The sequence below is a fragment of the Jannaschia pagri genome, from assembly GCF_019655435.1.
GTDB lineage: Bacteria > Pseudomonadota > Alphaproteobacteria > Rhodobacterales > Rhodobacteraceae > Jannaschia > Jannaschia pagri.
In genome coordinates, this window is sequence record NZ_BPFH01000004.1 from 70,360 (window position 1) to 96,293 (window position 25,934).

Sequence of the window (25,934 nt, forward strand, 5' to 3'; positions counted from 1 at the left end):
AACGGGCGATGTTCGGATTTGGCAGGAAGGATGCAGCCCCGGAGGCGGCGAAGGCCTCGGCGACGGGGCGTGTGGTCGCCTGGGGCACGGCAGGCCGGTCGGTCTGGTCGCCTCGGGACACTGGGTCGATGGTGCGGACGGGGTTCACGGGCAACCCGGTGGGCTTTCGGGCGGTAAAGCTGATCGCGGAGGCAGCGGCGGCGGTGCCGCTGGTCTGCGGCGACGGCATGGCTCGGTTCGAGGTACATCCGGTGGTCGACCTATTGGCGCGACCCAATGGCGCCCAGGGGCGGGCCGAGTGGTTCGAGGCGCTGTTCGGGCAGCTGATGCTGTCGGGCGATGCCTTCGTGGAGGCGGTGGGAGCCGAGGGCTTGCCGCTGGAGCTTCATGTGCTGCGGTCCGATCGGATGTCGGTGGTGCCCGGGGCCGATGGTTGGCCGGTGGCCTATGACTATGCGGTCGGGGGGCGGAAGCACCGGTTCAAGGTGGGTGAGGTCTCCCCCATCTGTCATGTGCGGATGTTCCACCCCCAGGATGACCACTATGGCCTATCGCCCATGCAGGCGGCGGCGAGCGCGATTGACGTCCACAACGCGGCCTCGAAGTGGTCCAAGGGGTTGCTGGACAATGCGGCGCGGCCCTCGGGCGCGATTGTGCATCAGGGTGAGCCGGGGCTGAGCCCCGATCAGTTTGACCGTCTGTCGGCGGAGTTGGAAGCGAACCACCAGGGGGCGCGGAACGCGGGGCGGCCGATGCTGCTGGAAGGGGGGCTCGATTGGAAGCCCATGGGATTCTCGCCCTCGGACATGGAGTTCCAGAAGACCAAGGAGGCCGCCGCCCGCGAGATCGCCACCGCCTTTGGCGTGCCGCCGATGATGCTGGGGATCCCGGGGGATGCGACCTATGCCAATTACGTGGAGGCGAACCGGGCGTTCTATCGCCTGACCGTGTTGCCGCTGGTGGGCAAGGTGGTCGAGGCGCTGTCCCATTGGTTGTCGCAACATGGACAGGAGCCAATGCGGATTGAGCCGGACCGCGACCGCGTGCCCGCCCTGCAAGCGGAGCGGGATGCGGAGTGGGCGCGGATCGCCAGTGCGGATTTCCTGACCAATGACGAGAAGCGGCGGATGCTGGGTCTGCCCGCGCTGGAGGTGTGAGCCATGGCGGGGGACGCCCGCGGGGGCGGGTCACGGTACCTTTATGCGCCGTTTCAGGAGACCGACGCGGTCTTTGCCAGGCTGGAGGCGCGACTGGCCGGGGTCGAGATGATCATCGGCCGGTTGGAGACCGACCGGGAGGTCAACAAGGAAAAGCAGAACGGGCTGGAGGCGCGGTTCAATCGGATCGACGCGCGGCTGGATCGGATCGACGGTCTGATCTCGCGCCTGGTCTGGCTGATCGTCGCGGCCATCGTCGGCGGCTTCATGTCGTTCGTGATGAGCGGCGCGTTCATGCCGGTGTGACCGGCGCATAGGGGCGAGGAGACGCACCATGACATTGGAAAAGAAGTTCGCGCACGGAGAGACCTCCGTGCGGCTGGAGGAGGGTGCCCGGATTACGGGGTACGCCAGCTGGTTCGGGGTCGAGGACACGGGCCGCGATGTGGTCGCGCCCGGTGCCTATTGCGACAGTCTCGCGCGCGCAGATGCCGAAGGGCGCAGCATCAAGATGCTCTGGCAGCACGACCCGGCCCAGGTGATCGGCGTCTGGGACGTTGTCCGGGAAGACAAGCGCGGCCTCTATGTCGAGGGACGGCTGTTGCCCGGTGTCGAGAAGGCCCGCGAAGCCGCGGCGCTGATCGAGGCGGGCGCGCTGGACGGGCTGAGCATCGGATACACGGTCAAACGGGCCGTGAAGGACAGTCAGGGGCGCAGGCTCCTGCAGGAACTGGAGCTTTGGGAGGTGTCGCTGGTGACGTTTCCAATGCTGCCCAGTGCGCGGGTGGGGGCCAAGGCGGACCCTCTGCGTGACGTGGCGCGGGCAATCCAGGCCGCGCGTCTTGAACTGGCGCGCGACTGAAGCCGCCGCATTGATCCAACGAAGGAGAGCCCGATGAGCCATGACGGCGTCGGGGAAGTCACGGAGGCGTTGGCCGGTTTGGTCAGCGACTTCAAAGGCTTCCGCAATCAGATCACCCGAGACATGCAGCAACAGGAAGAGCGTCTGAAAATGACCTATAAGACCCAACGTCCCCAGCTTGAGACCGCAATGGCCGACGACGCCCCCCACCAGAAGGCCATGGATGCCTATCTGCGGTCGGGCGATGACGACGGGCTGCGCGCCCTGGAGATGGACGGCAAGTCCATGAACACCGCCGTGGCCGCCGAGGGTGGCTATCTGGTCGATCCGCAGACCGCCGAAACGGTACAATCGGTGCTGACCTCGGCCGCCTCGCTTCGGGCGGTGGCCAATGTGGTCAACGTCGAGGCGACCTCCTACGATGTGCTGGTGGACCATACGGAGATGGGCGCGGGTTGGGTCACCGAGACGGGGTCGGTGAGCGAGACAACCTCGCCCCAGTTCGACCGTATCTCCATCGCGCTGCATGAGTTGTCGGCCATGCCCAAGGCGTCCCAGCGTCTGCTCGATGATGCGGCCTTCGATATCGAGGGCTGGCTGGCCGGGCGCATCGCCGACAAGTTCGCCACCGCTGAGGCCGCGGCCTTTGTGGTTGGGGACGGGATCGACAAGCCCAAGGGCTTTTTGACCTATACCGCTGTCGACGAAGCCTCCTGGGCTTGGGGCAACCTGGGCTATGTGGCGACGGGTGCTGCCGATGACTTTGATACGACCTCGCCTGCCGATGCGATTGTCGACCTGGTCTATGCCCTGGGTGCTAAGTACCGGGCGAACGCGGCCTTTGTCATGAACTCCAAGACCGCCGGTGCCGTGCGCAAGATGAAGGATGCCGATGGGCGATTCCTTTGGACGGACAGCCTGGCCGCCGGTCAGCCGGCGCAGTTGATGGGGTATCCGGTGCTGATCGCCGAAGACATGCCCGATGTTGGGACGAACGCCACGGCCATCGCGTTTGGTGATTTCGGTGCAGGCTACACCATTGCGGAGCGGCCCGACCTGCGGGTCTTGCGCGACCCGTTCAGCGCCAAACCCCATGTCTTGTTCTATGCCACCAAGCGCGTGGGTGGGGACGTGACGGACTTTGCAGCGATCAAACTGCTCAAGTGCGCAGTGGCCTAACCGAGGTGCCCTGAGGGGCGTCTGCCGATCCCTGTTCCCGGCGGCGGGGGCAGGGGACGGGGCCGGTGGGCTTCCGGCCTTGGTCCGCACGCGCGGCGTGCCGGTCCCGTCATTTTCACGAACACTTTCCTGCGGAGGACCCTATGGTTCTGATGGTTCTAGAAACCGAGGCCCTGACTGACGCCCAGCTGCCGGTGGAGCAGCTGGCTGCGCATCTGAGGTTGGCTGAGGGCTACGCCACTGTGCCCGGTCAGGATGCCCGGCTGCGGCAGCGTTTGCGTGGTGCCATCGGCATGGTGGAGCGCCGCTTGGGCAAGGTGATGATCGCGCGGGAGGTTGTTTTGTGCGGCCCGTCCGAAGGCAGTGATCGCATTGCTTTGCCCGTGGCGCCGGTGACGGACGTGCTGTCCGTGTCTGAGATGCGGGATGGTCAGACGACCGCCATCGTCGGCGCGCGGGTCGAGGAGGACCCGGAAACCCCCTGTCTTGTGTTGCCGCACACGGTCTCAACCGGCGCAGTGTTGCAAGTTACCCTTTGGGCGGGGTGGGGCACTTGGGACACGCTGCCCGATCCGATGTGCCAAGCTGTCCTGCTGACGGCGGAGGGGTTGGACAGTGGCGACATCTCGGCTGTGATGCCGATGATAGAGACGTTGCTGGCGCCCTGGCGCGTCCGCCGTCTGGGGAGGGCTGCTCTATGAGCCGGACCTTCAACAGGCGGATGACGCATCAGGTGCCGGTGGACACGGCTGACGGTGCCGGCGGCTTTGTTCGCACCTGGGTGTCCCGGGGGGCCCTATGGTGCGAGATTCGTATGCGCTCGGGCAGCCTGAAGGCCACCGAGTTCGGAGACACGGCCCGTCTTAAGGTCAGAATTCTCACCCATGCCGTCCCTAGCGATCATGATGCGCGGCCTTGGCCGGGGCATCGGATGTTGGACGGCCCCCGGACCTTTGTCATCGACGCGGTCCATGAGAGCGACTCCGCGGGCCGTTACCTCACCATTTTAGCGACAGAGATGCCCGAGGCAGGAGGCGCGCCATGACCTATGCCATGGGCAACAGCTTGCAGATGGCGATCTATAGCCGTTTGGCGTCGGACCCTGCGCTGGAGAGCCTGATCGACGGGGCGATCTTTGATGCAGTGCCGCAGGTGGCCCCGGATCTCTTTGTGGCGCTCGGCCCGGAAGACGTGACCGACCGATCCGATCAGACCGGCTCTGGCGCGCGCCATGATCTGCGCATCAGCGTCGTGACGTCCCGAGACGGGTTCATGGCGGCCAAGGCGGTCGCGGCCCAGGTGTCCGACAGCCTGTTGTCGGCGGCTTTGGTGATGAGCCGGGGGCGCGTGGTCTCCCTCCGTTTTTTGAAGGCGAAGGCCCGGCGAGATGAGGGCGAGGATACCCGGCGCATCGACCTGTGGTTCCGCGCGCGGCTTGACGACGAAACTTCCTGAGGAGCGAAGAGATGACGGTGCAAAGCGGTAAGGACCTTTTGCTGAAGGTCGATTTGGACGGGAACGGTGTGTTCGGCACCATGGCGGGGCTTCGGGCGACGCGGCTGACGTTTAATGCGGGGTCGATCGACGTGACCTCCCTGGATAGTACGGGCGGCTGGCGCGAGTTGCTGGGTGGCGGTGGCGTCAAATCGGCGGCTATCAGCGGATCAGGCATCTTCCGCGATGCGGATACGGATGCCCGCGCGCGGCAGCTATTCTTTGACGGTGAAGTCCCTGTCTTCCAGGTGATCGTCCCCGATTTCGGTGTGGTCCAGGGCGCGTTCCAGATCACGTCGCTCGAATATGGGGGCACCCATGATGGTGAGGCGACCTATGAAATCGCACTGGCCTCGGCGGGCGAGTTGACGTTCACGCCGCTCTGATGGCCGACGGAAACCCCTTTGCCGGTGAGGTGGCGCTGACCCTGGATGGGCGCCGCCATGTGCTGAAACTGACCCTGGGTGCCTTGGCTGAATTGGAGGCCGGCATGGAGGCCGACAGCCTTGTCGCGCTGGTGCAGCGGTTCGAAACGGGCGCGTTTACCGCGCGCGATGTGATCGCACTGCTGTTGGCAGGTCTGCGGGGAGGCGGCTGGCACGGCCAGGCCAAGACCCTGTTGGAGGCAGAGATCGAAGGGGGGCCCATGGAATGCACGCGCGTGGCGGCGCTGTTGTTGGGGCGCGCCTTTGCGTTGCCGGGCGCATGAGCGGACCTGTGTTCGACTGGCCAGCGCTCATGGCCGCCGGGATCCGGGGCTTGGGCCTGTCGCCTGCTGCGTTCTGGGCGCTGACACCAGCGGAGTTGGCGTTCTTGCTGGGGCATGGCGACGGAAAGCTACCAATGGATCGCGCGGGATTGGAGGCCCTGGCCGCGCGGTTCCCTGACACGACGGGAGACACCTGATGGATGACCGAGAGCTTGAAGGCTTGGACCGGACGCTAGAGGACCTGGAACAGCGCATGGGTGGGGGGCAAGTGATCGTCTCGCGGTTCACCGATGAGCTGGGAAAACTGGAAGACCAGATGCTGTTCACCCAGAAAGAGGTCAACAGCATGTCTCGCAGTTTTGGCGGTAGCCTCAAACGGGCGTTCGATGGTGTGATTTTTGACGGCATGAAGCTGTCGGACGCACTGAACGGCTTGGCGAAATCAATGCTGAACACCGTCTACAACACGGCCATGAAACCCGTACAAACGGCGCTGGGTGGGGCCTTGGCCCAGGGTGTCAACGCCATCCTGCCCTTCGCCGACGGCGGTGCCTTTTCCCAAGGCCGGGTGATGCCTTTTGCCAAGGGTGGCGTCATTGCAGGTCCGACCACCTTCCCCATGCGAGGAGGCACCGGCCTGATGGGAGAGGCCGGACCAGAGGCGATCATGCCATTGACGCGGGGCGCTAACGGCCGGTTGGGCGTTGAAATGGTTGGGGGTGGTCGTGCCGTCAATGTGACGATGAACATCCAAACGCCGGATGTGGAAGGCTTTCGCAAATCCCGCAGCCAGGTCGCTGCCGAAATGTCCCGCGCCCTGTCGCGCGGTGCGCGCAACCGTTGAGGAGGGAGCGCATGTCCTTTCACGAAGTACAGTTTCCCCCCCGCTTGTCGCTGGGCAGCGTGGGAGGCCCTGAGCGCCTGACGGAGATCGTCACGCTCGCCAACGGATATGAAGAACGGAACACGCCATGGGCCCATTCGCGTCGTCGCTACGACGCCGGTGTCGGCATGCGATCATTGGATGACGTGTCTGATTTGATTGCGTTTTTCGAGGCGCGGCGCGGTCGCCTGCATGGGTTCCGCTGGAAGGATTGGTCCGACCATAAGTCATGTGCTCCGTCGCGAAAACCAGCCTTCGATGACCAGGTGATCGGTACGGGAGATGGTGTTCGCCGCAGCTTTGCGTTGACCAAGACCTATGTCTCAGGAACCCAGAGCTACACGCGACCGATTGCCAAGCCGGTGCGCGGGTCCGTTCGGATTGGCATCGAGAACGACGAATTGCAGGACACGATCCACTACGTGGTCGATCCCGTGACTGGCGTGGTGATGTTTGAGGCGCCGCCGGATCGCGGGGTTCAGGTGACGGCTGGCTATGAGTTTGACGTGCCGGTTCGTTTCGACAGCGACGGTATTCAGACGTCGGTCGCGAGCTTTCAGGCGGGCGAGGTGCCGGATGTCCCGGTCGTGGAGGTGCGCGTATGAGCGACCTTGCGGATCATCTGGCCGAGGGGACGACCACAGTCTGTCGCGCTTGGGTCGTCACCCGAAAAGACGGAGCAGTGTACGGGTTTACCGACCATGACATGTCGCTCGAAATTGATGGCGTCACGTGTCGCGCATCATCGGGGCTCAGCGCTGGGGCGCTGCAAGGCTCGACCGGATTGTCCGTGGACAACGTCGAAGCCACCGGAGCGCTGAGCGACGCTGCGATCACCGAAGCGGACCTGAGAGCGGGTCGTTGGGACGATGCTGAGGTCGTTGCCTACCTGGTCAACTGGATGGATACGGAAGCGTTCGAAGTCCTGTTTCGAGGTAGGCTTGGCGAAATTGCCTGGGGCGGCGGCGCATTTTCGGCGGATCTGCGCGGTCTGGCGGAGCAGCTGAACAAGGTGCGCGGACGAGTCTATCAGGCCCGCTGTGACGCTGTGTTGGGTGACAATCGGTGTCGTAAAGATCTCTCGGGTGAGATCTTTTCCCTCGAAGTCACTGTAGAGGCCGTCGATGAAAACCGGATCCTGACCCTTCCGGCACTGGATCTGTATGCAGCGAAATGGTTCGAGCGTGGTCGGGTGGACGTGCTGGACGGCAAGGCGGCCGGGGCGGTCGCGCAGGTCAAGACGGATCGGTCGGGCGCCACTGGGCGTCGGATTGAGCTATGGTCGAAGCTGCTCGCGCCGCTCCAACCGGGCGCGCGCATCAGATTGACGGCAGGGTGCGACAAGCGCGCCGAGACCTGCCGGTTCAAGTTCGACAACTTCCTGAACTATCGCGGCTGTCCGCATATTCCGGGCGAGGACTGGCTGCTGGCCTATCCCACGTCCGGGGCCATAAACGACGGTGGCAAGCGATGAGCGCCGTTGTTGTCGAGGCGCGCCGTTGGCTCGGGACGCCCTACGTCCACCAGGCATCGGTTCGGAGGGCGGGTAGCGATTGTTTGGGGTTAATCCGTGGCGTTTGGCGCGGCTTGTATGGTCGTGAGCCGGAGGCGGTGCCGCCGTACTCGGCCGATTGGTCTGAGCCGCAGCGCAACGAGGTTCTGTTCCAGGCAGCGGTTCGTCATCTGCGGCCCGTTTCGCCTGACCGCCCGTTTCAGCTCGGCGAATGTCTGTTGTTTCGCATGCGCGATGGTGCCGTCGCCAAGCATCTTGGTGTGCTGAGCCGCATCGGGCCCGAGGCCGCTTTCATCCACGCGTATTCGGGACGAGGGGTTGTCGAAAGCCCCCTGTCCAGACCTTGGGCGCGTCGCATCGTGGCCCGTTTCGATTTTCCCGCCAAGGCGGCTTTGGAGGACTAACCCATGGCAACACTGGTACTTGGTGCGGCCGGTGCCGCGATTGGCGGCAGTCTTGGCGGGTCTGTGCTGGGGCTCAGCGCGGCGGTTGTTGGGCGCGCTGCCGGTGCGACGCTGGGCCGGGTGTTGGACCAACAGATCATGGGCGCCGGTGCCGAGGCGATTGAACACGGGCGCGTTGATCGGTTTCGCTTGACGGGTGCATCCGAAGGCGCGGCCATCCCACGCGTCGTTGGTCGCGTTCGCTTGGGCGGGCAGGTGATCTGGGCAACACGCTTCAAGGAGACGCGAACCACGTCTGGCGGCAGTGGCAAGGGCGGACCCAAGGCGCCCCAGACGACAAGTTTTACCTATAGCGTGTCGGTCGCCTTGGCGCTGTGCGAGGGACGGGTGACCCGGGTCGGACGTGTTTGGGCCGATGGCAATGAGATTGCCCGTGATAGCATTCACATGCGGGTCTACGACGGGAGCGAGGACCAGCAGCCTGACGCGTTGATTGAGGCCGTGGAAGGGATCGGTGCGGCGCCAGCCTACCGCGGGATATCCTACGTCGTCATTGAGGACCTGGACCTGACGCCGTTTGGCAATCGTCTGCCCCAGCTGTCCTTTGAGGTTGTGCGAGCCCCCGACACAGATGAGTTGGACGTTGCAGATCTTGTGGAAGGGGTCGCGTTGATGCCGGGCACGGGCGAATACGCCCTGGCCACGACTCCGGTGCATTATGACCATGGTGCTGGCGGAAAAGACTCGGCCAACGTGAATACATTGCAAGACATGCCAGATGTCTCGGTATCGCTCAGAGATCTTCAGGAAGAGCTTCCGAATGTGACATCGGCGTCGTTGATAGTGTCCTGGTTTGGCGACGACCTGAGATGTGGGCAGTGTACCATCCGCCCCCGTGCGGAACAGGATGAAACCGATGGCACACCGCAACCCTGGACGGTGTCGGGAATGACGCGCGAGACGGCAGGTGTCGTGCCAACGCTAGAGGATCGCCCGGTGTATGGGGGCACGCCTGGGGATGCCTCGGTGGTGGAGATCATTCGCGATATGACCGCACGCGGTCTGGATGTCACCTTTTACCCGTTCATTTTGATGGATCAACTTGCGGGAAATGGCCTACCTGACCCCTGGGGCGAGGATGAGCAGGCGGTGTTGCCTTGGCGAGGGCGCATCACGACCGACATCGCACCGGGCCGTGACGGGACGACGGATCGGACGGTGGCTGCGGATGCGGAGGTCGCAGCCTTCTTTGGCACGGTTTCACCCGGTGATTTTGCGATCAATGATGGGACGGTATCGTATTCCGGCCCCGACGAGTTTTCGTATCGGCGGTTTATCCTGCACTACGCTGCCTTGTGCGCAGCTGCGGGCGGGGTGGAAGCCTTTTGTATTGGGTCAGAGATGCGCTCTCTGACGCAAATTCGCGGAGCGGACGATACCTTCCCCGCTGTCGGTGCTATGATTGCCTTGTTGGAGGACGTCCGTCTTTTGCTGCCTGGGGCTAAGCTCGGATATGCAGCGGATTGGAGCGAGTACTTCGGGTATCATCCGGTCGATACGGGCAACGTTCACTTCCATTTGGATCGGCTTTGGTCCCATCCCGCTTTGGATTTCATCGGGATCGACAATTACATGCCGCTGTCCGATTGGCGTGACGGACTGAACCATGCGGATGCGGCCTGGGGTGACGGGCGCAGCTTGCCGTACCTCATGGCCAACGTCGAAGGGGGCGAGGGGTATGACTGGTACTACCCAACTCAAGAGGCGCGGGATGCCCAACGGCGTGTTCCGATCACGGACGGACTTGCGCAGGAGCCATGGGTCTACCGCTACAAGGATCTGAAGTCTTGGTGGCTCAACCCGCACCATGACCGGATTGATGGGCAACGGCTTTCGACCCCGACGGCATGGTTGCCGCAGTCCAAACCTATTCGCTTCACCGAGTATGGGTGCGCGGCAATCGATAAGGGTGCCAATCAACCGAACAAGTTTCTTGATCCAAAGTCGTCCGAGTCGAGCCTACCCTTCTATTCCAATGGCCGTCGAGATGACGCCATGCAGGCGCAGTATTTGCGCGCAATCCTGGGCTATTGGCGGGATCCGGATCGCAATCCGGTGTCTGAGGAATTTGGGGGCCGCATGTTGGACCTGCCCCACAGCCTGGCGTGGGCTTGGGATGCAAGACCATGGCCAGCCTTCCCCGATCTACGGTCCTTCTGGACCGATGGCGAGAATTACGGTCGTGGGCATTGGATCAATGGGCGATCAGGAAATCAGTCGCTGGCCAGCGTCATCGTCGAGATTTGTCAGTCAGCCGGATTGGGACCTGTGGATGTGTCGGAGGTCTATGGTGTCGTTCGTGGATACACCGTCACCTCTGTCCAGAGCGCGCGCGCGGATTTGCAGCCGTTGTTGCTGGCCTATGGAATTGAGGTTATCGAACGGTCGGGCACCCTCCAATTTTCCATGCGTGAAAACGCGAAAGAGGTCTCGATCGCAGAAAGCATGCTGGTGCGCGATGGCACTAAGCCGGTTGTTTCTGTCCAGCGAGCGCCCGAGGCTGAGGTGGCTGGCCGCGTCCGAGTGCATCATGTGGACGCGGGGGGTGATTTTGCCCCGCGTACGGGGGATGCCGTGCATCCTGGGGAAGATGCTTTGCCGATTACGGATAGCGAACTGCCATTGTCGCTGACAGCAGGGGAAGGACATGCCCTTGCCGAACGCTATCTGGCGGAGGCGCGTATCGCGCGGGACACGCTCGAATTGGCCTTGCCCCCATCGTCCCGTGACGTGCGAGTTGGTGATCTGATGCGCGTCGGGGATGCGGACGATACCTGGCGGATTGATCGGATTGAAGACGCCGGACAACGGCGGGTCGAGGCCGTGCGCGCAGAGACATCGGTGTTCGACCCGAGCGATGCCGTGGAAGATGGGTCCGGAAAATCGCGACCGGCGGCTGCTTTGCCCGTTCAGTCCGTTTTCTTAGATCTGCCGCTGCTGACGGGGCAGGAGGTTCCGCATGCGCCCCATGTGGCTGTCTCTGCGAGGCCCTGGCCTGGGTCGGTTGCCATCCATTCATCGGTGGAAGATGCAGGTTACCGTTTGAACACGGTGATCGACACGCCTGCAACGTTGGGTGTGACGGAAACGGTTCTAGAGCGCGCACAAGCAGGGCTATGGGATCGCGGTCCGGACCTTGTTGTGCGGCTTCAGGGGCCACCGTTGGAGAGCAAATCGCGCACGGCTATTTTGTCTGGCGCCAATGCGATGGCAATTGGGAACGGGTCCATCGGCGGATGGGAGATCTTTCAGTTCCAGGATGCGCAGTTGATTGAACCAGGGGTCTGGGCTCTTCGCCAACGGTTGCGTGGTCAGAGAGGCACAGATGCTGTCATCCCCGATGTTTGGCCCATTGGGAGCACGGTTGTGCTGTTGGATGGCGCGGCGGAGCAAATTGATTTGGCGACAGATGCGCTAGGACTGCCCCGGCACTATCGCATCGGCTCTGCCCGCTTGGGTGTTGACCATCCTAGCTATGTTTATCGGGTTGAAACGGCTATCGGCGAGGGGCTGCGGCCCTATGCGCCTGCCCATCTGCGGGCGATCCTGGATCAGGACGGGTTTCGTCTGACATGGGTTCGCAGGTCGCGGGCGGTTGGTGAAGCCTGGGACGCCGCTGATGTGCCCCTTTTGGAGAGTGTTGAACGCTATGAGGTGCGCGTGCGCGATGCTGGTGGCGTTCTCCTGCGAGATTGGCAGCAGAGCGATACGGAGTTTGCTCTCTCACCAACCGAAGCGGCTGATGTTGGGGTGGGAAGCGGTCCAACGATATGGGAAGTTGCACAGGTGTCCGACGTCTTCGGTCCTGGACACTTTTCAAGACTGCTGCTGAATTGACGCACAAATGGTGATTTGCCCTCGGTCGCCCCGACAACTAGGTTGATCGGGCAATTGAGGAACACTGACCATGACCTTGCCCGATAGCACAGTGCGCGCAGTCGACTTCGTATGGGACCAAGCAATGCGGGAGGCGCGCGATGCCATCGCCGGGGAGCCGCTGCTTGGTGGGTTGATCCATTCCTGTATCTTGCACCACGGGTCCCTGGAACAGGCGCTCGCCTATCGGTTCGCTCAGAAGCTGGCGTCGTCGGAAATGTCGGCACAACTGCTGCGCGAAGTGTCGGATACGGCTTATCTAGATGACCCAGAACTCGGGCAGGCGGCCCGTGCGGATGTGGTGGCCGTCTACGAACGTGATCCGGCCTGTCATCGGTTTCTTCAGCCATTGCTGTTCTTCAAAGGCTTCCAGGCCATCCAAGCGTACCGCGTGGGCAATTGGCTCTGGCGACAGGGCCGGGTCGATCTGGCTTACTTTGTTCAGATGAGGGTGAGCGAAGTCTTCGGCGTCGATATTCACCCGAATGCGCGTGTTGGTCGGGGTATCATGATCGACCACGCTCACTCCATCGTCATCGGGGAAACAGCCGTCGTTGGCGACAACGTTTCCATGCTGCACTCTGTAACATTGGGCGGCACGGGCAAGGAAGACGATGATCGCCACCCTAAAATATCGGATGGGGTTCTGATCGGGGCGGGTGCGAAGGTTCTTGGGAACATATCCATCGGCCACTGCAGCCGCATTGCCGCAGGCTCGGTTGTTCTTGAAGCGGTTCCTCCCATGAAAACGGTGGCTGGTGTGCCGGCCAAGATCGTCGGTGAGGCTGGCTGCGCGCAGCCGTCTATCATGATGGATCAGCTGATCGGGATCAGGACGCCCGACGCGTGAGAATAGGGGCGGCGTCGACGACGTCGCCGCACACCTGATTAAGCCAGCATAACCATCGGGTTTTCGAGGTTTTCTGCCAGGGCCTTCAAGAAATCTGCGCCCAGAGCGCCATCAATTACCCTGTGATCGACGCTCAGTGTCACAGACATGACCGTTGCGGCGGTAATCTCTCCGTCGCTGCCAATCACTGGCTTTTTGACGCCTGCACCAACCGCAAGGATGGATCCATGGGGTGGGTTTATGACCGCGTCGAAGTTGTCGATGCCGAACATTCCCAGGTTCGAGATCGCGAAGCTACCGCCCTGATACTCATGGGGGGCCAGCTTCCGGTCGCGGGCGCGGGCGGCGAGGTCTTTCATCTCAGCCGACAAAGCTGACAGAGACTTCAGGTGCGCGTCCTTCAGCACTGGCGTGAAGAGCCCACCCTCGATCGCTACGGCGACCGCCACGTCCGATGGGGTCAACTTGAGCACGCGGTCTCCGGCCCAGACAGCATTGGCGTCAGGCACCGCTTGGAGCGCCAAGGCGCCTGCTTTGATGATGAAGTCGTTCACGGAGAGTTTGACCCCGCGACCCTCAAGCTGCTTGTTCAACTGGCTGCGGAACTTCAGCAGAGCATCGAGGTGAATATCCCGCCGCAAGTAGAAGTGCGGGATCGTTTGCTTGGCCTCGGTCAGGCGGGCTGCGATGGTCTTGCGCATCCCGTCCAGCTTGACCTCTTCGAACTCCCGATCTTCGTACATCTTGAGGATTGTGTCCGCGGCCATGCCAGCGGGCATCGCGGGCTTTTGGCCGTCGGTTGAGGCTGGCTTTGGTGCATCCGTGGCGGCGGCGGGTGCTGGCGCTGCACTGACTTGAGCCCCCTCGACGTCTGCTTTGACGATCCGCCCGCGCGGGCCCGATCCCTTTATTTGGCTGAGATCCAAGCCTTTGTCCTTCGCGATCCGGCGCGCTACCGGTGTCGCAAAGACGCGATCACCTTTGGCGGCGGGCGCCGGGGTGGCACTGTCATCAGGACCCTCCGCCTTGGCAGGCGCAGTGTCGGCGGGCGCGTCAGCAACGGGGACGCTGGTGCCACCGCCCGAGGTGGCGACCTCAGCGGCGGAGGCGTCCTCTCCCTCTTCGAGCAGGACCGCGATGGGAGAGTTGACCTTCACGCCCTCCGTTCCTTCGGCGATGAGGATCTTGCCGACGATACCTTCATCGACGGCTTCGAACTCCATTGTGGCTTTGTCAGTTTCGATTTCGGCCAAAAGGTCCCCGGAGGATACCGTGTCGCCTTCCTTCACAAGCCATTTCGCAAGCGTCCCCTCTTCCATCGTGGGTGAGAGGGCGGGCATCAGAATTTCGGTTGCCATATCTGCGGCCCCTTACTTGTAGGTCACTTTGCGGACGGCTTCGATGACTTCGTCGGTCGTCACCAGCGCCAGCTTTTCAAGGTTCGCGGCGTAGGGCATCGGTACGTCTTTGCCCGTGCAGGTCACGACCGGCGCGTCCAAGTAGTCGAAGGCGCGCTGCATGATCGTCGAGGCCATGTGATCACTGAAAGACGCGACCGGGAAACCTTCCTCCACAAGAACGCAGCGGTTGGTTTTCATGACCGATGCGAGAACCGTGTCATAATCCACTGGGCGGAGCGTTCGCAGGTCGATGACCTCCGCCTCGATCCCATCGGCTGCCAACCGTTCGGCCGCTTCTAGGGCGTAGGTCATGCCGATCCCCCAGGAGACGAGCGTCACGTCCGAGCCCTCGCGCCAGATCCGGGCTTTGCCGAAGGGGATCGTGAAATCGTCCAGCTTGGGCACCTCGAACGACTTCCCGTAGAGGATCTCGTTCTCCAGGACGATGACCGGGTTGGGGTCGCGAATGGCCGTCTTCATCAGGCCTTTGGCGTCCGCCGCCGAATAGGGCATCACGACTTTCAGGCCGGGGATGCTTGCGTACCAAGCGGCGTAGTCCTGGGAATGCTGGGCGCCCACCCGCGCGGCGGCGCCATTCGGCCCGCGGAAGACCATGGGCGCGCCCATTTGTCCGCCGGACATATAGAGCGTCTTCGCAGCAGAGTTGATAATCTGATCAATGGCTTGCATGGCGAAGTTGAACGTCATGAACTCGACAATTGGCTTCAGGCCGCCAAAGGCTGCGCCAACGCCGATGCCGGTGAAGCCGTGTTCCGTGATCGGCGTGTCGATGACCCGGCGCGACCCGAACTCGTCCAGCATGCCTTGGGTCACCTTGTAGGCGCCGTTGTACTCGGCCACCTCTTCGCCCATCACGAACACCGTGTCGTCGGCGCGCATCTCTTCGGACATGGCGTCGCGGATGGCCTCGCGGACGGTTTGGGTGATCATCTCCGTGCCTTCCGGCCAGTCCGGCGAGGCTTTGGACACTGGGGTCGGTTCCTCGCTCGCGACCTGCGCGGCGGCAGGGGCAGGGGTCGCGGCCTCTTCCAGAGCTTCCTGTGTCGTGGCCTCTGTGGTGGTCGTCACCGCGTCCGCGCTCTCGCCGTCTTCCAGCAACAGGGCGATGGGGGAATTCACCTTTACCCCTTCGGTGCCCTCAGCGACGATGATTTTGCCGATGGTGCCTTCGTCCACGGCCTCAAATTCCATGGTCGCCTTGTCGGTCTCAATTTCCGCCAGGATATCGCCGGAGGCGACGCTGTCGCCTTCTTTGACCAACCACTTGGCGAGCGTGCCCTCCTCCATCGTGGGGGAGAGGGCTGGCATCAGGATTTCGGTTGCCATTTACACGGCCTCCTGCGGAATTTCGTCTGCATAGATGTCGGTCCACAACTCTTCGAGCGCGGGCTCCGGGCTTTCCTTCGCGAATTCCGCCGAGGCGTTCACGATGTTCTTGATGTCTTTGTCGATGGCCTTGAGGTCGTCTTCGCTGGCGTGCTCGCCGGTCAGAAGCATCTGACGTACCATCTCAATAGCGTCCCGCTCTTCGCGCATTTTCTGCACTTCGTCGCGGGTTCGATATTTGGCCGGGTCCGACATGGAGTGGCCGCGATAGCGGTAGGTTTTGATTTCCAGGATGTAGGGGCCCTTGCCCGCGCGGCAGTGGGCGACGGCCTTTTCGCCGGCGGCCTTCACGGCCAGAACGTCCATCCCGTCCACTTCTTCGCCGGGGATGCCATAGGCGGCGCCACGCTCCCAATAGCTGGGTGACTTGGTTGACCGCTGGGTCGAGGTGCCCATGGCGTATTGGTTGTTCTCGATGACGAAAATCACTGGCAAATCCCAGAGCTCCGCCATGTTGTAGGCCTCATAGACCTGGCCCTGGTTTGCGGCCCCATCGCCGAAGTACGCGAAGGTGACGTTGTCGTTGCCCTTATATTTATCGGCAAAGGCTAAACCCGCGCCGATGGGCACTTGGGCCGCAACGATCCCATGGCCGCCGTAGAAATGCTTCTCCTTGGAGAACATATGCATGGAGCCGCCCTTGCCCTTGGAGTACCCCCCCTCGCGCCCCGTAAGCTCAGCCATGACACCATTTGGGTCCATGCCACAGGCCAGCATATGGCCGTGATCGCGGTATGAGGTGACGCGCTTGTCGCCTTCTTTGGCGGCGGCCTCTAAGCCAACGACAACGGCTTCCTGCCCGATGTAGAGGTGACAGAACCCGCCGATCAGGCCCATGCCGTACAGCTGGCCTGCTTTTTCCTCGAACCGCCGGATCAGCAGCATGTCGCGGTAGTATTGCAGCAGGTCGTCCTTAGACACATTCGGCTTCGCCTTGGCAGGCGCCTTGCGTGTGGCCATTGGGTCCTCCTCCGAGTCAGAGATCGTTCAACGTTAAACAATCTCCTAGCGGAAAGGTTCTCCTACGGGAAGTCCCTTCGCTGCAAACCTGCATCGCGATGTCTGCAAGACTTTACGGATTGCCCGTCAAGCCAGCCGTCGTTGCGACACGCCGCCAAAACGTGCGAACGGACGGATTCCGTGGTCTCAAAAACGGATGGTGTATCGATCTAAGGGGACAGGCCGCTCGGACCCGCGCGAGGGCTTATTCGATGACGATTTCGTCGACGCGCGCCATGCCGAGCACGATGCGCGCCCGTTCGTCCAGCAGGTCCAAATCGAGATAGTCATCTGACAGGCGCCGCGTTTGGTCACGCATGCGGTCTGTCTCTTGGGTCAACAGAGCGAGTTCGCCTTCCAACCGCGCACGGTCCGCTTCCAGCTCTACCCGGCGAAAGACGCCGTATTCACCTTGGACGGCGGCAAAAACGAAATACCCGGCAAAGCCAAGCAGAGCGATCGGAAGGATAATGCCGTAGCCCGGCGTTCTGCGTTTGGGTGCCATATCTGCCTGCTCCAGAAACCTCTGATGGGTCCTTGGCGGGACTATGCCATGGGCTGTGGCCCATAGGAATCCCCCAAATGCAAGACGCGCCCCAAAGGGCGCGTCCGTGTAACGGTCGACCGACGCACCTGGTGCGCGGTCCCCTTAAAGCGAAGATTACCCAGCGACGGAAGCCGCACGGATGCTTTCGATGGTTTTGCCAAGTTCCCCGTTAAAGGCGTCATCGTCCTGTGCGTCGGACAAGCCTTCTGTCAGGGCGCGGCTGAAGCTGGCGATGACGCCCCGGTTCTTGGACAGACGGTCGTTGGCCTCGTCCCGCGAATAGCCACCGGACAGAGCCACAACGCTCATGACCTTGGGATGGTCCACCAGCGGGGCGTAGAAGTTCGGCTCTTCCGGCAGAGTCAGCTTCAGCATGATCTCCGTGCCCTCGGGCAGGGTGTCCAGATGCTTCAGGATTGCGTCGCGGAGCATCGCCTCCGCTTCGGCCTTATCGGCGATGGAGATCGTCACTTCGGGTTCCAGGATCGGGATCAGCCCATGGGCCAGGACTTGGTTCCCGACCGCGAATTGCTGGGCGACGATGGCCTCAATGCCTTCCGCATTGGCGGCGCCAACGACCGAGCGTTCTTTGGTCCCAAAGATCCCTTTTTCGACGGCGCGGGCCAGGGTCGCGTCCAGGTCAGGCATTGGCTTCATTAGCTGCACGCCATTGGCCGCCTCTTCCAGACCTTTGTCGATCTTCAGGAAGGGGACGACCCCCTTCGTTTCCCACAGATAGGTGGCCGAGGGCGCGCCCTCGAACTCACGGTCCATGGTCTGTTCAAACAGGATGGCGCCAATCACGGCCTCTCCGGTAAAGGCAGGCGCGCGCACGATCCGGGCGCGCATGGCGTGGATCAGGTCGAACATCTCCGTCTCGCCGGAATAGCGGTCTTCCTCGATCCCATAGAGCCGCAGCGCCTTGGGGGTGGAGCCGCCCGATTGGTCGAGCGCGGCAATGAAGCCCTGTCCGGCGCGGATCTTTGCGGCTTTGTCGGTCTGGGTCATGGGAACTCCGAAGGCTGAAATGGTCGCCTTCGGCGTAGAACGCCGTCAGCGCTCTCGCAAGGGAATGATTGCGCTAACCGGACACCGGCGACGGAGTGTTGCCCCGAGCAGCCCATTTGGTCGGAGTCGGTACCGTCGTCTTTGGCGCATGATCCGGTGGTTGGGCTGTGTCTTTGGGGCGGCCGACAGACCGATGTGCGTGGTCAAATTGAGGGCGGTTCCGTGGGATGTCCACGTTCCCGCGGGAGTATGTTTTGCGGGCACCAGGGGTCTTTGTGTGATCCGATCATCAGACGCCCGCTGGGATTTGGTGCCAAGTCGCTCGCCGCTGTTTGCAAGAGTTTTGAACCCGAAACGAGCGAGCGAAAGTGAAACGCCCCGCTAGTCCCAGGGCAACGCGAGCGGTCCTTTGGGCCGCCCTGTTGCTTGCACCGGCAGCGATCACGACCAGCACAACTTGTGCGGTGGCGCGGCATTGCGCGCCGCCCGCGGGCAGGCTCAGGCAGAAAGCGCCGCGACGCCAGGCAGTTCCTTGCCTTCCATCCACTCAAGGAAGGCACCCCCAGCGGTGGAGATGTAGGAGAACGCCTCTGCCGCGCCCGCTTGGTTCAGGGCCGCGACCGTATCGCCACCGCCTGCGACCGACACCAGGGTTCCCGCCTTGGTCAAGACAGCGGCGTGGGCGGCTGCCGCATTGGTGGCGGCATCGAAGGGCGACATCTCAAAGGCCCCGAGGGGGCCGTTCCAAATCAGTGTCGCGCACCCATCCAGCACCGTCTTGATATGCGCCACCGAGTCCGGCCCCGCATCCAAGATCATCTGTCCCTCCGGTACCTCCTCGGTCTTTACAGTCCTCGTCGGCGGGTTTGCCTTGAACTCAGCGGCGACAACGACGTCGCGGGGCAGGAGAATGGCGCAGCCCGCAGCCTCCGCCTTCGCCAGGATGTCCCGCGCGGTGTCCAAGAGGTCATGCTCACAGAGGCTGGCCTGAACGTTCACGCCTTGGGCGGCCAGGAAGGTATTCGCCATGCCGCCCCCGATGATCAGGTGCTGCACCTTGGTCACCAGATTGCCCAGCAGGTCCAGCTTGGACGAGACCTTGGCCCCGCCCACGACCGCAGCCACCGGGGGCTTTGGCGTGCCGAGCGCGGCCTCCAGCGCCTCCAACTCGGCCTGCATCAGACGTCCCGCGCAGGCGGGCAGCAGACGCGCCACGCCCTCGGTCGAGGCATGGGCGCGGTGGGCGGCCGAAAACGCATCGTTGCAATAGACGTCCCCTAGCGAGGCGAGAAACTGCGCCATTTGCGGATCGTTTGCTTCCTCCATCGGGGAAAAGCGGGTGTTCTCGATCAGGATTGGGCCAGTCGTTCCTTCCAGCGTGCCACGGTCGGGGCGTTCGACGAAGGCGACCTCTGAGCCGAGTGCCTCGGACAAGGCAGGCACCACCTGACGCAAGGACATCTCGGGCACGACCTGACCCTTGGGGCGCCCAAAATGGGCCAGCATCACCGGCTTCCCGCCCCGAGCGACGATGTCCTTGATGGTCGGAACGATGCGATCAATCCGCGTGGTGTCGGTCACCCGCCCGTTTTCGACCGGGACGTTGATATCCACGCGGGTCAGGACGATTTTGCCGTCCAGGTCCATGTCGTCGAGGGTTTTGAAGGTCATGGCGTTGCTCCGGTCGTGGCCGCGACCCGGTCGTCGGGAATCACGGCAATGCATTCCAGTTCGACCAATAGGGCAGGATCGGCCAGGGCTTCCACCACGATTGCAGTCGAGACCGGACCGAAGTCTGGCTTGAACCGTGCGGCACGGGCGGCGGAGACGGCGGGCCAGTCGCTGGCCTTCACGAGATAGGTCGTCATCGACACGAGGTCATCCAAAGTGCCCCCCGCCGCAGCCAATACCCGCGCCACGTTGTCGAGCGCGGCATGGGTTTGGGCGCCAGCGTCCCCTGGATGAAGAATGTGTCCCTCGGCGTCCCAGGCCACTTGCCCCGTCAGGTGGACGCGCCGACCCGCCGGTTCGATCACCCCCTGCTGCATGGGAAAGCCCAGGCTGGGCCACAGGCCGGGTGGATTGAGATTGATGCGCATCATTGGGCGGCTCCGCGTTGGAATGCCGTTGTCTCGACCGCCACCGGGCGCCCCGTCAAGTTGGAGCAGCGGCGCCAGGACCACCAGTCAAGGGCGCGGCGGACGCAGACCTATGCTCACGCGCCGCCGCTTTGCCGGAGGACCTCAACCGACCCGCGTCAGATGAGTTTTCCCATCGCCACCGCCGTATCGGCCATGCGGTTCGAAAAGCCCCATTCGTTGTCATACCAGCTGAGGATGCGCACCATGGTGCCGTCCATGACCTTGGTCTGATCCATGTGGAAGATCGAAGAATGGGGGTCGTGGTTGAAATCAACCGAGACGAGTTGCTTGTCCGTGTAGCCAAGAACGCCCTTCAACTTGCCGTCGGCTGCGGTGCGGATCGCGTCGTTTACCTCTTCGACGGTGGTGGCGCGGGATGCGGTAAAGGTGAGATCGACGACCGACACGTTGGGCGTGGGCACGCGGATCGCCACGCCGTCGAGTTTGCCGTTCAGCTCGGGCAGGACCAGTCCCACAGCCTTTGCGGCCCCGGTGGAGGTTGGGATCATCGATAGGGCCGCCGCCCGCGCGCGATACAGATCCTTGTGCATAGTATCCAGCGTCGGTTGGTCACCGGTATAGCTGTGGATGGTGGTCATGAACCCCCGTTCGATCCCAACCGTGTCGTTCAGGACTGAGGCCACGGGCGACAGGCAGTTTGTCGTGCAGGAGGCGTTGGAGACCACAAGGTCATCTGAGGTCAGCGTGTTGTGGTTGACGCCGTAGACGATGGTCTTGTCGGCATTCTTGCCGGGCGCCGAGATCAATACCCGGCTAGAGCCATTTTCCAAGTGCGCCTGGCAGGCCTCCTTCGAGGTGAAAATTCCGGTGCATTCCATCACCACGTCAACGTCCGACCACGGCAGATCGGCCGGATTGCGTTCGGCGGTCACGCGCATCTCGCCCCGGCCAACGTCGATCCAATTGTCCCCGGTTTTCACGTCGACGGGGAATCGCCCATGGACGCTGTCGTATTGCAACAGATGGGCATTGGTCTCGACCGGACCCAGGTCATTGATGGCGACGACGTCGATGTCGGTCCGGCCCGATTCAATGATCCCACGCAACACGTTGCGCCCGATCCGACCAAAGCCGTTGATTGCTACCTTGACCATGATGTCCTCCGACAAATCTGCGGTGCTTTCCACGGCAACGGGTCGTTACCGCTAACAGTTCCGCGTTTGCGCTAACATGGTGTGGGAGGCAAGGGCAATATGTCGCGGATTAGCTCGGAGCCGCGTTAGCGCCAGACGGCCAGGTACTCGACCAGGGCGAGGAACTTGCGCGCCAGGAACAGCAACGCATCGGCGCCGTTGAACAATAGGTCCGCCAGAACCACGGAGGTGATTGACAGGGCGAGGACAAGGGCGACGGCGTTCGACATGGCCCGACCATCCGTGTCGTCCCGTCAAAGCGCAAGGGTGCAGGCGTCAGCCGCGCAAATCCAAATGGGCCTTGTGATATGCGAGGCCGGATTTCTCGAACGAGTCGGGGGCAATCGTAAACCCAAGGCCGTGGTAAAAGGTCAGGGCGGTCGCCCGCGCGTCGCACCAGAGGGTGTCACATCCCGCTTGGCGCAAGACCAACGCCCCAGCTTGGACCAGCGCGCGCCCCAGGCCCTGACCCTGATAAGCGGGATCGACCGCCAGTTTGCGCAGCCGCGCAGAGGTCGGTCCGTCGGAATAAAAGGACGCGACGCCGACCAAGCTGCCGGATCGTTCCGCCCCAAGGTGGATCGCATCGTCGTCGCCCGGAACGCGGAGCGCGCCCAGGGGACGGTCGGGCCAAAGAACTTTTTGGCGCAAGGGCAACGTGTCTTCGGCCGTGAGCGGGATGATCTCCATTCCGCCATCATGGGGATTGGCCTCGGGACGGCAAGGCGCCAGAAACGACAAACCGCCGGACGCGGGTCCGGCGGTTCCAACGCGCCATGGCGGCGCGCGATATCTTGTCTTTGGGTGGCTTAGATCAGCCGACCCATGTGACCGGCCACGTCGGCCATCCGGCAGGAGAAGCCCCACTCATTGTCGTACCACGCCAGGACGCGAACGGTGCGACCGATGACTTTGGTCTGATCGGGGGCGAAGATCGACGAATGGGTCGTGTGGTTAAAGTCGATGGAGACCTTGGGCTCCGGGTCATAGGCCAGCACGGCACCCATGTGTCCGGCGGCGGCTTCCGCCACGACTTCGTTGACGTCGGCGACGGTCACATCTTTGCCCGCCTGGAAGGTCAGGTCCACGGCAGAGACATTCGGCGTCGGAACGCGCAGGGCGGTGCCGTCCAACTTACCGGCCAATTCGGGAACAACCTCGCCAATGGCCTTGGCGGCACCGGTCGAGGTGGGGATCATCGCCATGGCGGCGGCGCGGGCGCGGTACAGGTCCTTGTGGCGGCGGTCCAGCGTCGGCTGGTCGCCGGTGTAGCTGTGGATCGTGGTCATAATCCCGGCTTCGATGCCGATGGCCTCGTGCAGCACCTTGGCCAGCGGGGCGAGGCAGTTCGTCGTGCAGGACGCGTTGGAGGCCACGTGGTGATCGGTCGTCAGCTCCCGGTGGTTGACGCCATAGACCACCGTCTTGTCGGCGTTCTTGGCGGGGGCGGACACGAGAACCCGCTTGGCGCCACGCGACAGGTGGACGGCGGCGGCCTCCCGCTCGTTGAACTTACCCGTGCATTCCAGGACGACGTCGACGCCCTCCCAATCCAGCTCCTGCGGATCGTAGGTCGACATCACGTCGATGGGGCCCGCGCCCAGATCCAGGGTGTTGCCTTCGACGCGCACCTGACCACCATAGCGGCCATGGATGCTGTCGTAGCGTAGGAGGTGGGCATTGGTCTCGATGGGGCCGGTGGCATTCATCTTAACGACGGCGACGTCGTTGCGAGCTGCCGAAGCAATATGTGCGAGGGTGCAGCGGCCAATCCGCCCGAACCCGTTGATGCCGACCGTGACCGTCATGACCATCTCCGTCCTTTAAGAAATTGCTGCACGTGTTGGTGCTGCTATAGACCCAACCTGTGGCGTCACAATGTCGAAAAGGTGTGCTATCGCATGCCGTTAGCGTTAAACCGCCATGGTGGCGGTAACGGTTAACGCTAACGGGGCGGAACTGCCCAGATGCTGGGCCGTTGACGGTTGCGTCGAGGTGGCATCTCGTGCGTCCAAAGACCTGGGATTCGCAGGGGCCGGAAGGGGACGGATATGAGTGGTTTGCTGGCTTTGCTCGACGATGTGGCGGCCATTGCCAAGGTCGCTTCGGCCAGTATCGACGACATCGTGGGGCAGGCTGCCAAAGCCGGGACCAAGGCGGCAGGGGCGGTGATTGACGACGCGGCCGTGACGCCGAAATACGTCCACGGCTTTCAGGCCGCGCGGGAGTTGCCCATCGTCTGGAAGATCGGGCGGGCGTCGGCGTTCAACAAGCTGGTCATTCTACTGCCCATTGCGATGATCCTGTCGCAATTCGCGCCCTGGCTGATCCCCTACTTCCTTCTGCTGGGCGGTCTGTACCTGTGTTTCGAGGGCGCGGAGAAGGTCTATCACTGGCTTGTCCCCCACGATGACCTGTCGGACATCGACCCTGAGACGACGCCGCTGGACGCCACTCACCTGGAAGAAAAGCGCGTGGCTGGGGCCATCAAAACCGATTTCATCCTATCGGCGGAGATCATGACGATCATCCTGGCGAACATCGATCCCGGCTCGGCCTGGTGGTACGAGGCGATCATTCTGGGCGTGGCCGGGTTGATCATCACTGTGGCCGTCTACGGGGCCGTGGCCCTGATCGTGAAGGCTGATGACGTGGGCCTCGCCATGGCGACCCATGCCCGCCTGGAAGTAACGCGCGCCATCGGACGCGGCGTCGTGCGGGGCATGCCCGGCTTCATGAAGGCGCTTACCTTGATCGGGACGGCTGCCATGATCTGGGTTGGCGGCAACATCGTCGTGCACGCCGTGGGCGAGATCGTCTGGCACGGCCCCTACGACCTGATCCACGGTATCGCCGTGGGTGCGGCAGAGGTGGCGACCGTGGCCAAAGGTTTTGTCGAATGGCTGGTGACAGCGGTCCTGGACGGCATTGTGGGCCTGGCCCTCGGGCTGGCGCTCATTCCAGTGGTGACGCGGGTTTCGGGCCTGTTCGGTGGTGCCAAGGCCCACTGACGCGCCTCTAATCCGGGCCGCCAAACCTCTGCTGCCACAGGCTCACGCGCCGCTCATCCCTGGCATCATAGGCGGCCACGGCCTCTTCCATCGACAGGGGTGCGGCGGCGTCATTGTCTTCGGCCAAGGCTGTCAGGCGCATCGTGTACCACGCCGTGATCCCGCCTTCTGGTGGATTGCTAAACCGGGGAAACGCCGGATCGTTGCCCCCGCGACGCCATGTCCGCGGTAACGCAGGGTCGATGATCAGGCTCCGGGCTAGACCCACCGCATCCACGGCTCCCCCTGCGAGCGCCTGCGCGGCATCCGCCTTGGTCTTGATCCCGCCGGTGATCATCAACGGCACGTCGGTCCGCTGACGGGCCACCGCCGCGAATGCCAGGAAGTAGGGGGCCGGCGTCGTCCGGTCGGAGGCGGAGGGGGCGCCGGGAAAATACGTCCCGCCGCTGATGTCGATCAGATCTAGGCCCGAGCCCGACAGGGCACCGATGACCTCCAACGCTTCCGTCTCCGCAAAGCCGCCTTGCAGTTGGTCTGTGGCGTTGAGTTTGAGCGCGACGGGCAGATCCGGTCCAACGGCCTCCCGAACGGCGCTCACCACATCCATCAGGAGGCGCATGCGATTGGTCAGGGTCCCGCCATAGGCGTCGCCGCGTTTGTTGAAGAGAGGGGAGAGGAACTGGCTCAGCAGAAAGCCGTGGGCCGCGTGGATCTGCACCCCCGTGAATCCGGCGGAGACCGCGCGCGCAGCGGTGCGTGCGAAGGCCGTGGGGAGGGCCGCGATATCGGACAGCGACAACGCTTCGCAGGCCAAACCGGGCAGGTTCAGCGCGCTCGGGCCCCGGGGCCGACTGATCGGCGGATGGGCCATGGCACCCGCATGGCCCAGTTGCGCCCAGAGGTGGGCACCGTCCTGGGTCGCGCGGTTGGTCAACGCGCCCAGCTTGCCACCGTCCGAGCCATCGTGGAGCACCAGGTTCCCCGGCTTCTCCGCCGCGAAGGGGTCGCCCTGCACCTCGCCAATGATCGAAGCGGCGACGCCACCTTCGGCCCATCGCTCATAAAGACGCGCCTGAACGGGACCGGGGTCCCCCTGGCCGTCACCGAGCGAATCCGACATCGCCGATTTGACCAACCGGTTTCGTAAAACCGCGCCGCATGGAAGCGTCAGGGGGGCGAAGAGATCTGCGGGTGTCATGCCCTCGACCTGTCACCAAAATCCTTCGGCGGTAAAGCGAAAATGCCTGATGTCCGACCCCCGGGCTGAACCGGGGATCAGA

At 63.0% G+C, this 25,934-nt stretch carries 29 protein-coding genes; 17 read left to right on the forward strand and 12 right to left on the reverse strand.

All coding sequences use genetic code 11. The features are described 5' to 3' along the window. The first annotated feature begins 8 nt into the window (after window positions 1-8). The 16 genes from K5R33_RS11285 to cysE all read left to right on the forward strand — a co-directional run bounded on the left by K5R33_RS11285 (window position 9) and on the right by cysE (window position 12,987). On the forward strand, window positions 9-1,157 hold the full coding sequence (locus K5R33_RS11285) for a phage portal protein (protein ID WP_220749493.1): 1,149 nt from the start codon (window positions 9-11) through the stop codon (window positions 1,155-1,157). Window positions 1,158-1,160: 3 nt separating this feature from the next. Beyond that, a complete protein-coding gene (locus K5R33_RS11290) occupies window positions 1,161-1,463 on the forward strand; it encodes a hypothetical protein (RefSeq protein ID WP_220749154.1) in 303 nt (100 codons plus the stop codon). Window positions 1,464-1,491: 28 nt separating this feature from the next. Beyond that, on the forward strand, window positions 1,492-2,019 hold the full coding sequence (locus tag K5R33_RS11295; RefSeq protein WP_220749155.1) for an HK97 family phage prohead protease: 528 nt from the start codon (window positions 1,492-1,494) through the stop codon (window positions 2,017-2,019). Between the two features lie 33 nt (window positions 2,020-2,052). Beyond that, on the forward strand, window positions 2,053-3,198 hold the full coding sequence (locus tag K5R33_RS11300) for a phage major capsid protein (protein WP_220749156.1): 1,146 nt from the start codon (window positions 2,053-2,055) through the stop codon (window positions 3,196-3,198). 143 nt (window positions 3,199-3,341) lie between these two features. Beyond that, the gene (locus K5R33_RS11305) at window positions 3,342-3,899 is read left to right on the forward strand and encodes a head-tail connector protein (protein ID WP_220749157.1); all 558 of its coding nucleotides are present in this window, start codon (window positions 3,342-3,344) and stop codon (window positions 3,897-3,899) included. Continuing rightward, complete coding sequence (locus K5R33_RS11310; protein ID WP_220749158.1) at window positions 3,896-4,243, forward strand: head-tail adaptor protein; 348 nt, start codon at window positions 3,896-3,898, stop codon at window positions 4,241-4,243. The genes K5R33_RS11305 and K5R33_RS11310 overlap by 4 nt, the downstream gene beginning before the upstream one ends. Continuing rightward, complete coding sequence (locus tag K5R33_RS11315; RefSeq protein WP_220749159.1) at window positions 4,240-4,653, forward strand: DUF3168 domain-containing protein; 414 nt, start codon at window positions 4,240-4,242, stop codon at window positions 4,651-4,653. Before K5R33_RS11310 ends, K5R33_RS11315 begins: the two co-directional genes overlap by 4 nt. Window positions 4,654-4,664: 11 nt before the next feature. Then, a complete protein-coding gene (locus tag K5R33_RS11320) occupies window positions 4,665-5,078 on the forward strand; it encodes a phage major tail protein, TP901-1 family (RefSeq protein ID WP_220749160.1) in 414 nt (137 codons plus the stop codon). Further along, window positions 5,078-5,401 carry a gene transfer agent family protein gene (locus K5R33_RS11325; protein ID WP_220749161.1) on the forward strand — a complete coding sequence of 108 codons (324 nt, stop codon included), beginning with the start codon at window positions 5,078-5,080 and terminating at the stop codon, window positions 5,399-5,401. The genes K5R33_RS11320 and K5R33_RS11325 overlap by 1 nt, the downstream gene beginning before the upstream one ends. A gap of 8 nt (window positions 5,402-5,409) precedes the next feature. Then, window positions 5,410-5,598 (forward strand): rcc01693 family protein, encoded by a 189-nt coding sequence (locus K5R33_RS11330; RefSeq protein ID WP_373314166.1) that lies wholly within the window; start codon window positions 5,410-5,412, stop codon window positions 5,596-5,598. Next, complete coding sequence (locus K5R33_RS11335; RefSeq protein ID WP_373314167.1) at window positions 5,598-6,245, forward strand: RcGTA-type gene transfer agent tail tape measure protein; 648 nt, start codon at window positions 5,598-5,600, stop codon at window positions 6,243-6,245. The genes K5R33_RS11330 and K5R33_RS11335 overlap by 1 nt, the downstream gene beginning before the upstream one ends. An 11-nt stretch (window positions 6,246-6,256) precedes the next feature. After that, the gene (locus K5R33_RS11340) at window positions 6,257-6,889 is read left to right on the forward strand and encodes a DUF2460 domain-containing protein (protein WP_220749163.1); all 633 of its coding nucleotides are present in this window, start codon (window positions 6,257-6,259) and stop codon (window positions 6,887-6,889) included. Continuing rightward, window positions 6,886-7,758, forward strand: a complete 873-nt coding sequence (locus K5R33_RS11345) for a phage/gene transfer agent baseplate hub protein (protein WP_220749164.1) — start codon at window positions 6,886-6,888, stop codon at window positions 7,756-7,758. The genes K5R33_RS11340 and K5R33_RS11345 overlap by 4 nt, the downstream gene beginning before the upstream one ends. Beyond that, window positions 7,755-8,201 carry a C40 family peptidase gene (locus K5R33_RS11350; RefSeq protein ID WP_220749165.1) on the forward strand — a complete coding sequence of 149 codons (447 nt, stop codon included), beginning with the start codon at window positions 7,755-7,757 and terminating at the stop codon, window positions 8,199-8,201. The genes K5R33_RS11345 and K5R33_RS11350 overlap by 4 nt, the downstream gene beginning before the upstream one ends. Window positions 8,202-8,204: 3 nt before the next feature. Further along, window positions 8,205-12,098: a baseplate multidomain protein megatron gene (locus tag K5R33_RS11355; protein ID WP_220749166.1), complete on the forward strand. Its 3,894-nt coding sequence runs from the start codon at window positions 8,205-8,207 to the stop codon at window positions 12,096-12,098. A gap of 70 nt (window positions 12,099-12,168) precedes the next feature. After that, complete coding sequence (cysE, locus tag K5R33_RS11360) at window positions 12,169-12,987, forward strand: serine O-acetyltransferase (RefSeq protein ID WP_220749167.1); 819 nt, start codon at window positions 12,169-12,171, stop codon at window positions 12,985-12,987. 38 nt (window positions 12,988-13,025) lie between these two features. On the opposite strand, the gene K5R33_RS11365 is transcribed toward cysE, so the two are convergent. The 11 genes from K5R33_RS11365 to gap (K5R33_RS11415) form a co-directional block, all read right to left on the reverse strand. Continuing rightward, on the reverse strand, window positions 13,026-14,345 hold the full coding sequence (locus tag K5R33_RS11365; protein WP_220749168.1) for a pyruvate dehydrogenase complex dihydrolipoamide acetyltransferase: 1,320 nt from the start codon (window positions 14,343-14,345) through the stop codon (window positions 13,026-13,028). 12 nt (window positions 14,346-14,357) lie between these two features. Beyond that, the gene (locus K5R33_RS11370; protein WP_220749169.1) at window positions 14,358-15,734 is read right to left on the reverse strand and encodes a pyruvate dehydrogenase complex E1 component subunit beta; all 1,377 of its coding nucleotides are present in this window, start codon (window positions 15,732-15,734) and stop codon (window positions 14,358-14,360) included. Beyond that, a complete protein-coding gene (gene pdhA / locus K5R33_RS11375) occupies window positions 15,735-16,754 on the reverse strand; it encodes a pyruvate dehydrogenase (acetyl-transferring) E1 component subunit alpha (protein WP_220749170.1) in 1,020 nt (339 codons plus the stop codon). A gap of 244 nt (window positions 16,755-16,998) precedes the next feature. Continuing rightward, entirely contained in the window at window positions 16,999-17,298 is a 300-nt protein-coding gene (locus K5R33_RS11380) for an FtsB family cell division protein (protein ID WP_220749171.1), read from the reverse strand. A 156-nt stretch (window positions 17,299-17,454) separates the two neighbouring features. Continuing rightward, window positions 17,455-18,348 carry a fructose bisphosphate aldolase gene (locus tag K5R33_RS11385; RefSeq protein WP_220749172.1) on the reverse strand — a complete coding sequence of 298 codons (894 nt, stop codon included), beginning with the start codon at window positions 18,346-18,348 and terminating at the stop codon, window positions 17,455-17,457. A gap of 498 nt (window positions 18,349-18,846) precedes the next feature. Then, window positions 18,847-20,019 carry a phosphoglycerate kinase gene (locus tag K5R33_RS11390; protein WP_220749173.1) on the reverse strand — a complete coding sequence of 391 codons (1,173 nt, stop codon included), beginning with the start codon at window positions 20,017-20,019 and terminating at the stop codon, window positions 18,847-18,849. Next, complete coding sequence (locus K5R33_RS11395; RefSeq protein WP_220749174.1) at window positions 20,016-20,450, reverse strand: RidA family protein; 435 nt, start codon at window positions 20,448-20,450, stop codon at window positions 20,016-20,018. The genes K5R33_RS11390 and K5R33_RS11395 overlap by 4 nt, the downstream gene beginning before the upstream one ends. 155 nt (window positions 20,451-20,605) lie before the next feature. Beyond that, entirely contained in the window at window positions 20,606-21,607 is a 1,002-nt protein-coding gene (gene gap, locus K5R33_RS11400; RefSeq protein WP_220749495.1) for a type I glyceraldehyde-3-phosphate dehydrogenase, read from the reverse strand. A gap of 122 nt (window positions 21,608-21,729) precedes the next feature. Then, on the reverse strand, window positions 21,730-21,873 hold the full coding sequence (locus K5R33_RS11405) for a hypothetical protein (protein ID WP_220749175.1): 144 nt from the start codon (window positions 21,871-21,873) through the stop codon (window positions 21,730-21,732). A 46-nt stretch (window positions 21,874-21,919) separates the two neighbouring features. Further along, window positions 21,920-22,333, reverse strand: coding sequence for a GNAT family N-acetyltransferase (locus K5R33_RS11410; protein WP_220749176.1), 414 nt, complete (start codon window positions 22,331-22,333; stop codon window positions 21,920-21,922). Between the two features lie 119 nt (window positions 22,334-22,452). After that, a complete protein-coding gene (gap, locus tag K5R33_RS11415; protein ID WP_220749177.1) occupies window positions 22,453-23,451 on the reverse strand; it encodes a type I glyceraldehyde-3-phosphate dehydrogenase in 999 nt (332 codons plus the stop codon). A 243-nt stretch (window positions 23,452-23,694) separates the two neighbouring features. Between gap (K5R33_RS11415) and K5R33_RS11420 the strand changes: the two genes are divergently transcribed. After that, the gene (locus K5R33_RS11420) at window positions 23,695-24,654 is read left to right on the forward strand and encodes a DUF808 domain-containing protein (protein WP_220749178.1); all 960 of its coding nucleotides are present in this window, start codon (window positions 23,695-23,697) and stop codon (window positions 24,652-24,654) included. 7 nt (window positions 24,655-24,661) lie between these two features. Here K5R33_RS11420 and K5R33_RS11425 read toward each other — a convergent pair whose 3' ends face one another. Then, window positions 24,662-25,852: an oxidoreductase gene (locus K5R33_RS11425; protein ID WP_220749179.1), complete on the reverse strand. Its 1,191-nt coding sequence runs from the start codon at window positions 25,850-25,852 to the stop codon at window positions 24,662-24,664. Window positions 25,853-25,934 lie beyond the last annotated feature (82 nt).

Excerpts from the sequence above, each read along its gene's own strand:
- K5R33_RS11285 (WP_220749493.1), top strand. The coding sequence starts at position 9 with ATGTTCGGATTTGGCAGGAAGGATGCAGCCCCGGAGGCGGCGAAGGCC.
- K5R33_RS11290 (WP_220749154.1), top strand. The coding sequence starts at position 1,161 with ATGGCGGGGGACGCCCGCGGGGGCGGGTCACGGTACCTTTATGCGCCG.
- K5R33_RS11295 (WP_220749155.1), top strand. The coding sequence starts at position 1,492 with ATGACATTGGAAAAGAAGTTCGCGCACGGAGAGACCTCCGTGCGGCTG.
- K5R33_RS11300 (WP_220749156.1), top strand. The coding sequence starts at position 2,053 with ATGAGCCATGACGGCGTCGGGGAAGTCACGGAGGCGTTGGCCGGTTTG.
- K5R33_RS11305 (WP_220749157.1), top strand. The coding sequence starts at position 3,342 with ATGGTTCTGATGGTTCTAGAAACCGAGGCCCTGACTGACGCCCAGCTG.
- K5R33_RS11310 (WP_220749158.1), top strand. The coding sequence starts at position 3,896 with ATGAGCCGGACCTTCAACAGGCGGATGACGCATCAGGTGCCGGTGGAC.
- K5R33_RS11315 (WP_220749159.1), top strand. The coding sequence starts at position 4,240 with ATGACCTATGCCATGGGCAACAGCTTGCAGATGGCGATCTATAGCCGT.
- K5R33_RS11320 (WP_220749160.1), top strand. The coding sequence starts at position 4,665 with ATGACGGTGCAAAGCGGTAAGGACCTTTTGCTGAAGGTCGATTTGGAC.
- K5R33_RS11325 (WP_220749161.1), top strand. The coding sequence starts at position 5,078 with ATGGCCGACGGAAACCCCTTTGCCGGTGAGGTGGCGCTGACCCTGGAT.
- K5R33_RS11335 (WP_373314167.1), top strand. The coding sequence starts at position 5,598 with ATGGATGACCGAGAGCTTGAAGGCTTGGACCGGACGCTAGAGGACCTG.
- K5R33_RS11340 (WP_220749163.1), top strand. The coding sequence starts at position 6,257 with ATGTCCTTTCACGAAGTACAGTTTCCCCCCCGCTTGTCGCTGGGCAGC.
- K5R33_RS11345 (WP_220749164.1), top strand. The coding sequence starts at position 6,886 with ATGAGCGACCTTGCGGATCATCTGGCCGAGGGGACGACCACAGTCTGT.
- K5R33_RS11350 (WP_220749165.1), top strand. The coding sequence starts at position 7,755 with ATGAGCGCCGTTGTTGTCGAGGCGCGCCGTTGGCTCGGGACGCCCTAC.
- K5R33_RS11355 (WP_220749166.1), top strand. The coding sequence starts at position 8,205 with ATGGCAACACTGGTACTTGGTGCGGCCGGTGCCGCGATTGGCGGCAGT.
- cysE (WP_220749167.1), top strand. The coding sequence starts at position 12,169 with ATGACCTTGCCCGATAGCACAGTGCGCGCAGTCGACTTCGTATGGGAC.
- K5R33_RS11365 (WP_220749168.1), bottom strand. The coding sequence starts at position 14,345 with ATGGCAACCGAAATTCTGATGCCCGCCCTCTCACCCACGATGGAAGAG.
- K5R33_RS11370 (WP_220749169.1), bottom strand. The coding sequence starts at position 15,734 with ATGGCAACCGAAATCCTGATGCCAGCCCTCTCCCCCACGATGGAGGAG.
- pdhA (WP_220749170.1), bottom strand. The coding sequence starts at position 16,754 with ATGGCCACACGCAAGGCGCCTGCCAAGGCGAAGCCGAATGTGTCTAAG.
- K5R33_RS11380 (WP_220749171.1), bottom strand. The coding sequence starts at position 17,298 with ATGGCACCCAAACGCAGAACGCCGGGCTACGGCATTATCCTTCCGATC.
- K5R33_RS11385 (WP_220749172.1), bottom strand. The coding sequence starts at position 18,348 with ATGACCCAGACCGACAAAGCCGCAAAGATCCGCGCCGGACAGGGCTTC.
- K5R33_RS11390 (WP_220749173.1), bottom strand. The coding sequence starts at position 20,019 with ATGACCTTCAAAACCCTCGACGACATGGACCTGGACGGCAAAATCGTC.
- K5R33_RS11395 (WP_220749174.1), bottom strand. The coding sequence starts at position 20,450 with ATGATGCGCATCAATCTCAATCCACCCGGCCTGTGGCCCAGCCTGGGC.
- K5R33_RS11405 (WP_220749175.1), bottom strand. The coding sequence starts at position 21,873 with ATGTCGAACGCCGTCGCCCTTGTCCTCGCCCTGTCAATCACCTCCGTG.
- K5R33_RS11410 (WP_220749176.1), bottom strand. The coding sequence starts at position 22,333 with ATGGAGATCATCCCGCTCACGGCCGAAGACACGTTGCCCTTGCGCCAA.
- gap (WP_220749177.1), bottom strand. The coding sequence starts at position 23,451 with ATGACGGTCACGGTCGGCATCAACGGGTTCGGGCGGATTGGCCGCTGC.
- K5R33_RS11420 (WP_220749178.1), top strand. The coding sequence starts at position 23,695 with ATGAGTGGTTTGCTGGCTTTGCTCGACGATGTGGCGGCCATTGCCAAG.
- K5R33_RS11425 (WP_220749179.1), bottom strand. The coding sequence starts at position 25,852 with ATGACACCCGCAGATCTCTTCGCCCCCCTGACGCTTCCATGCGGCGCG.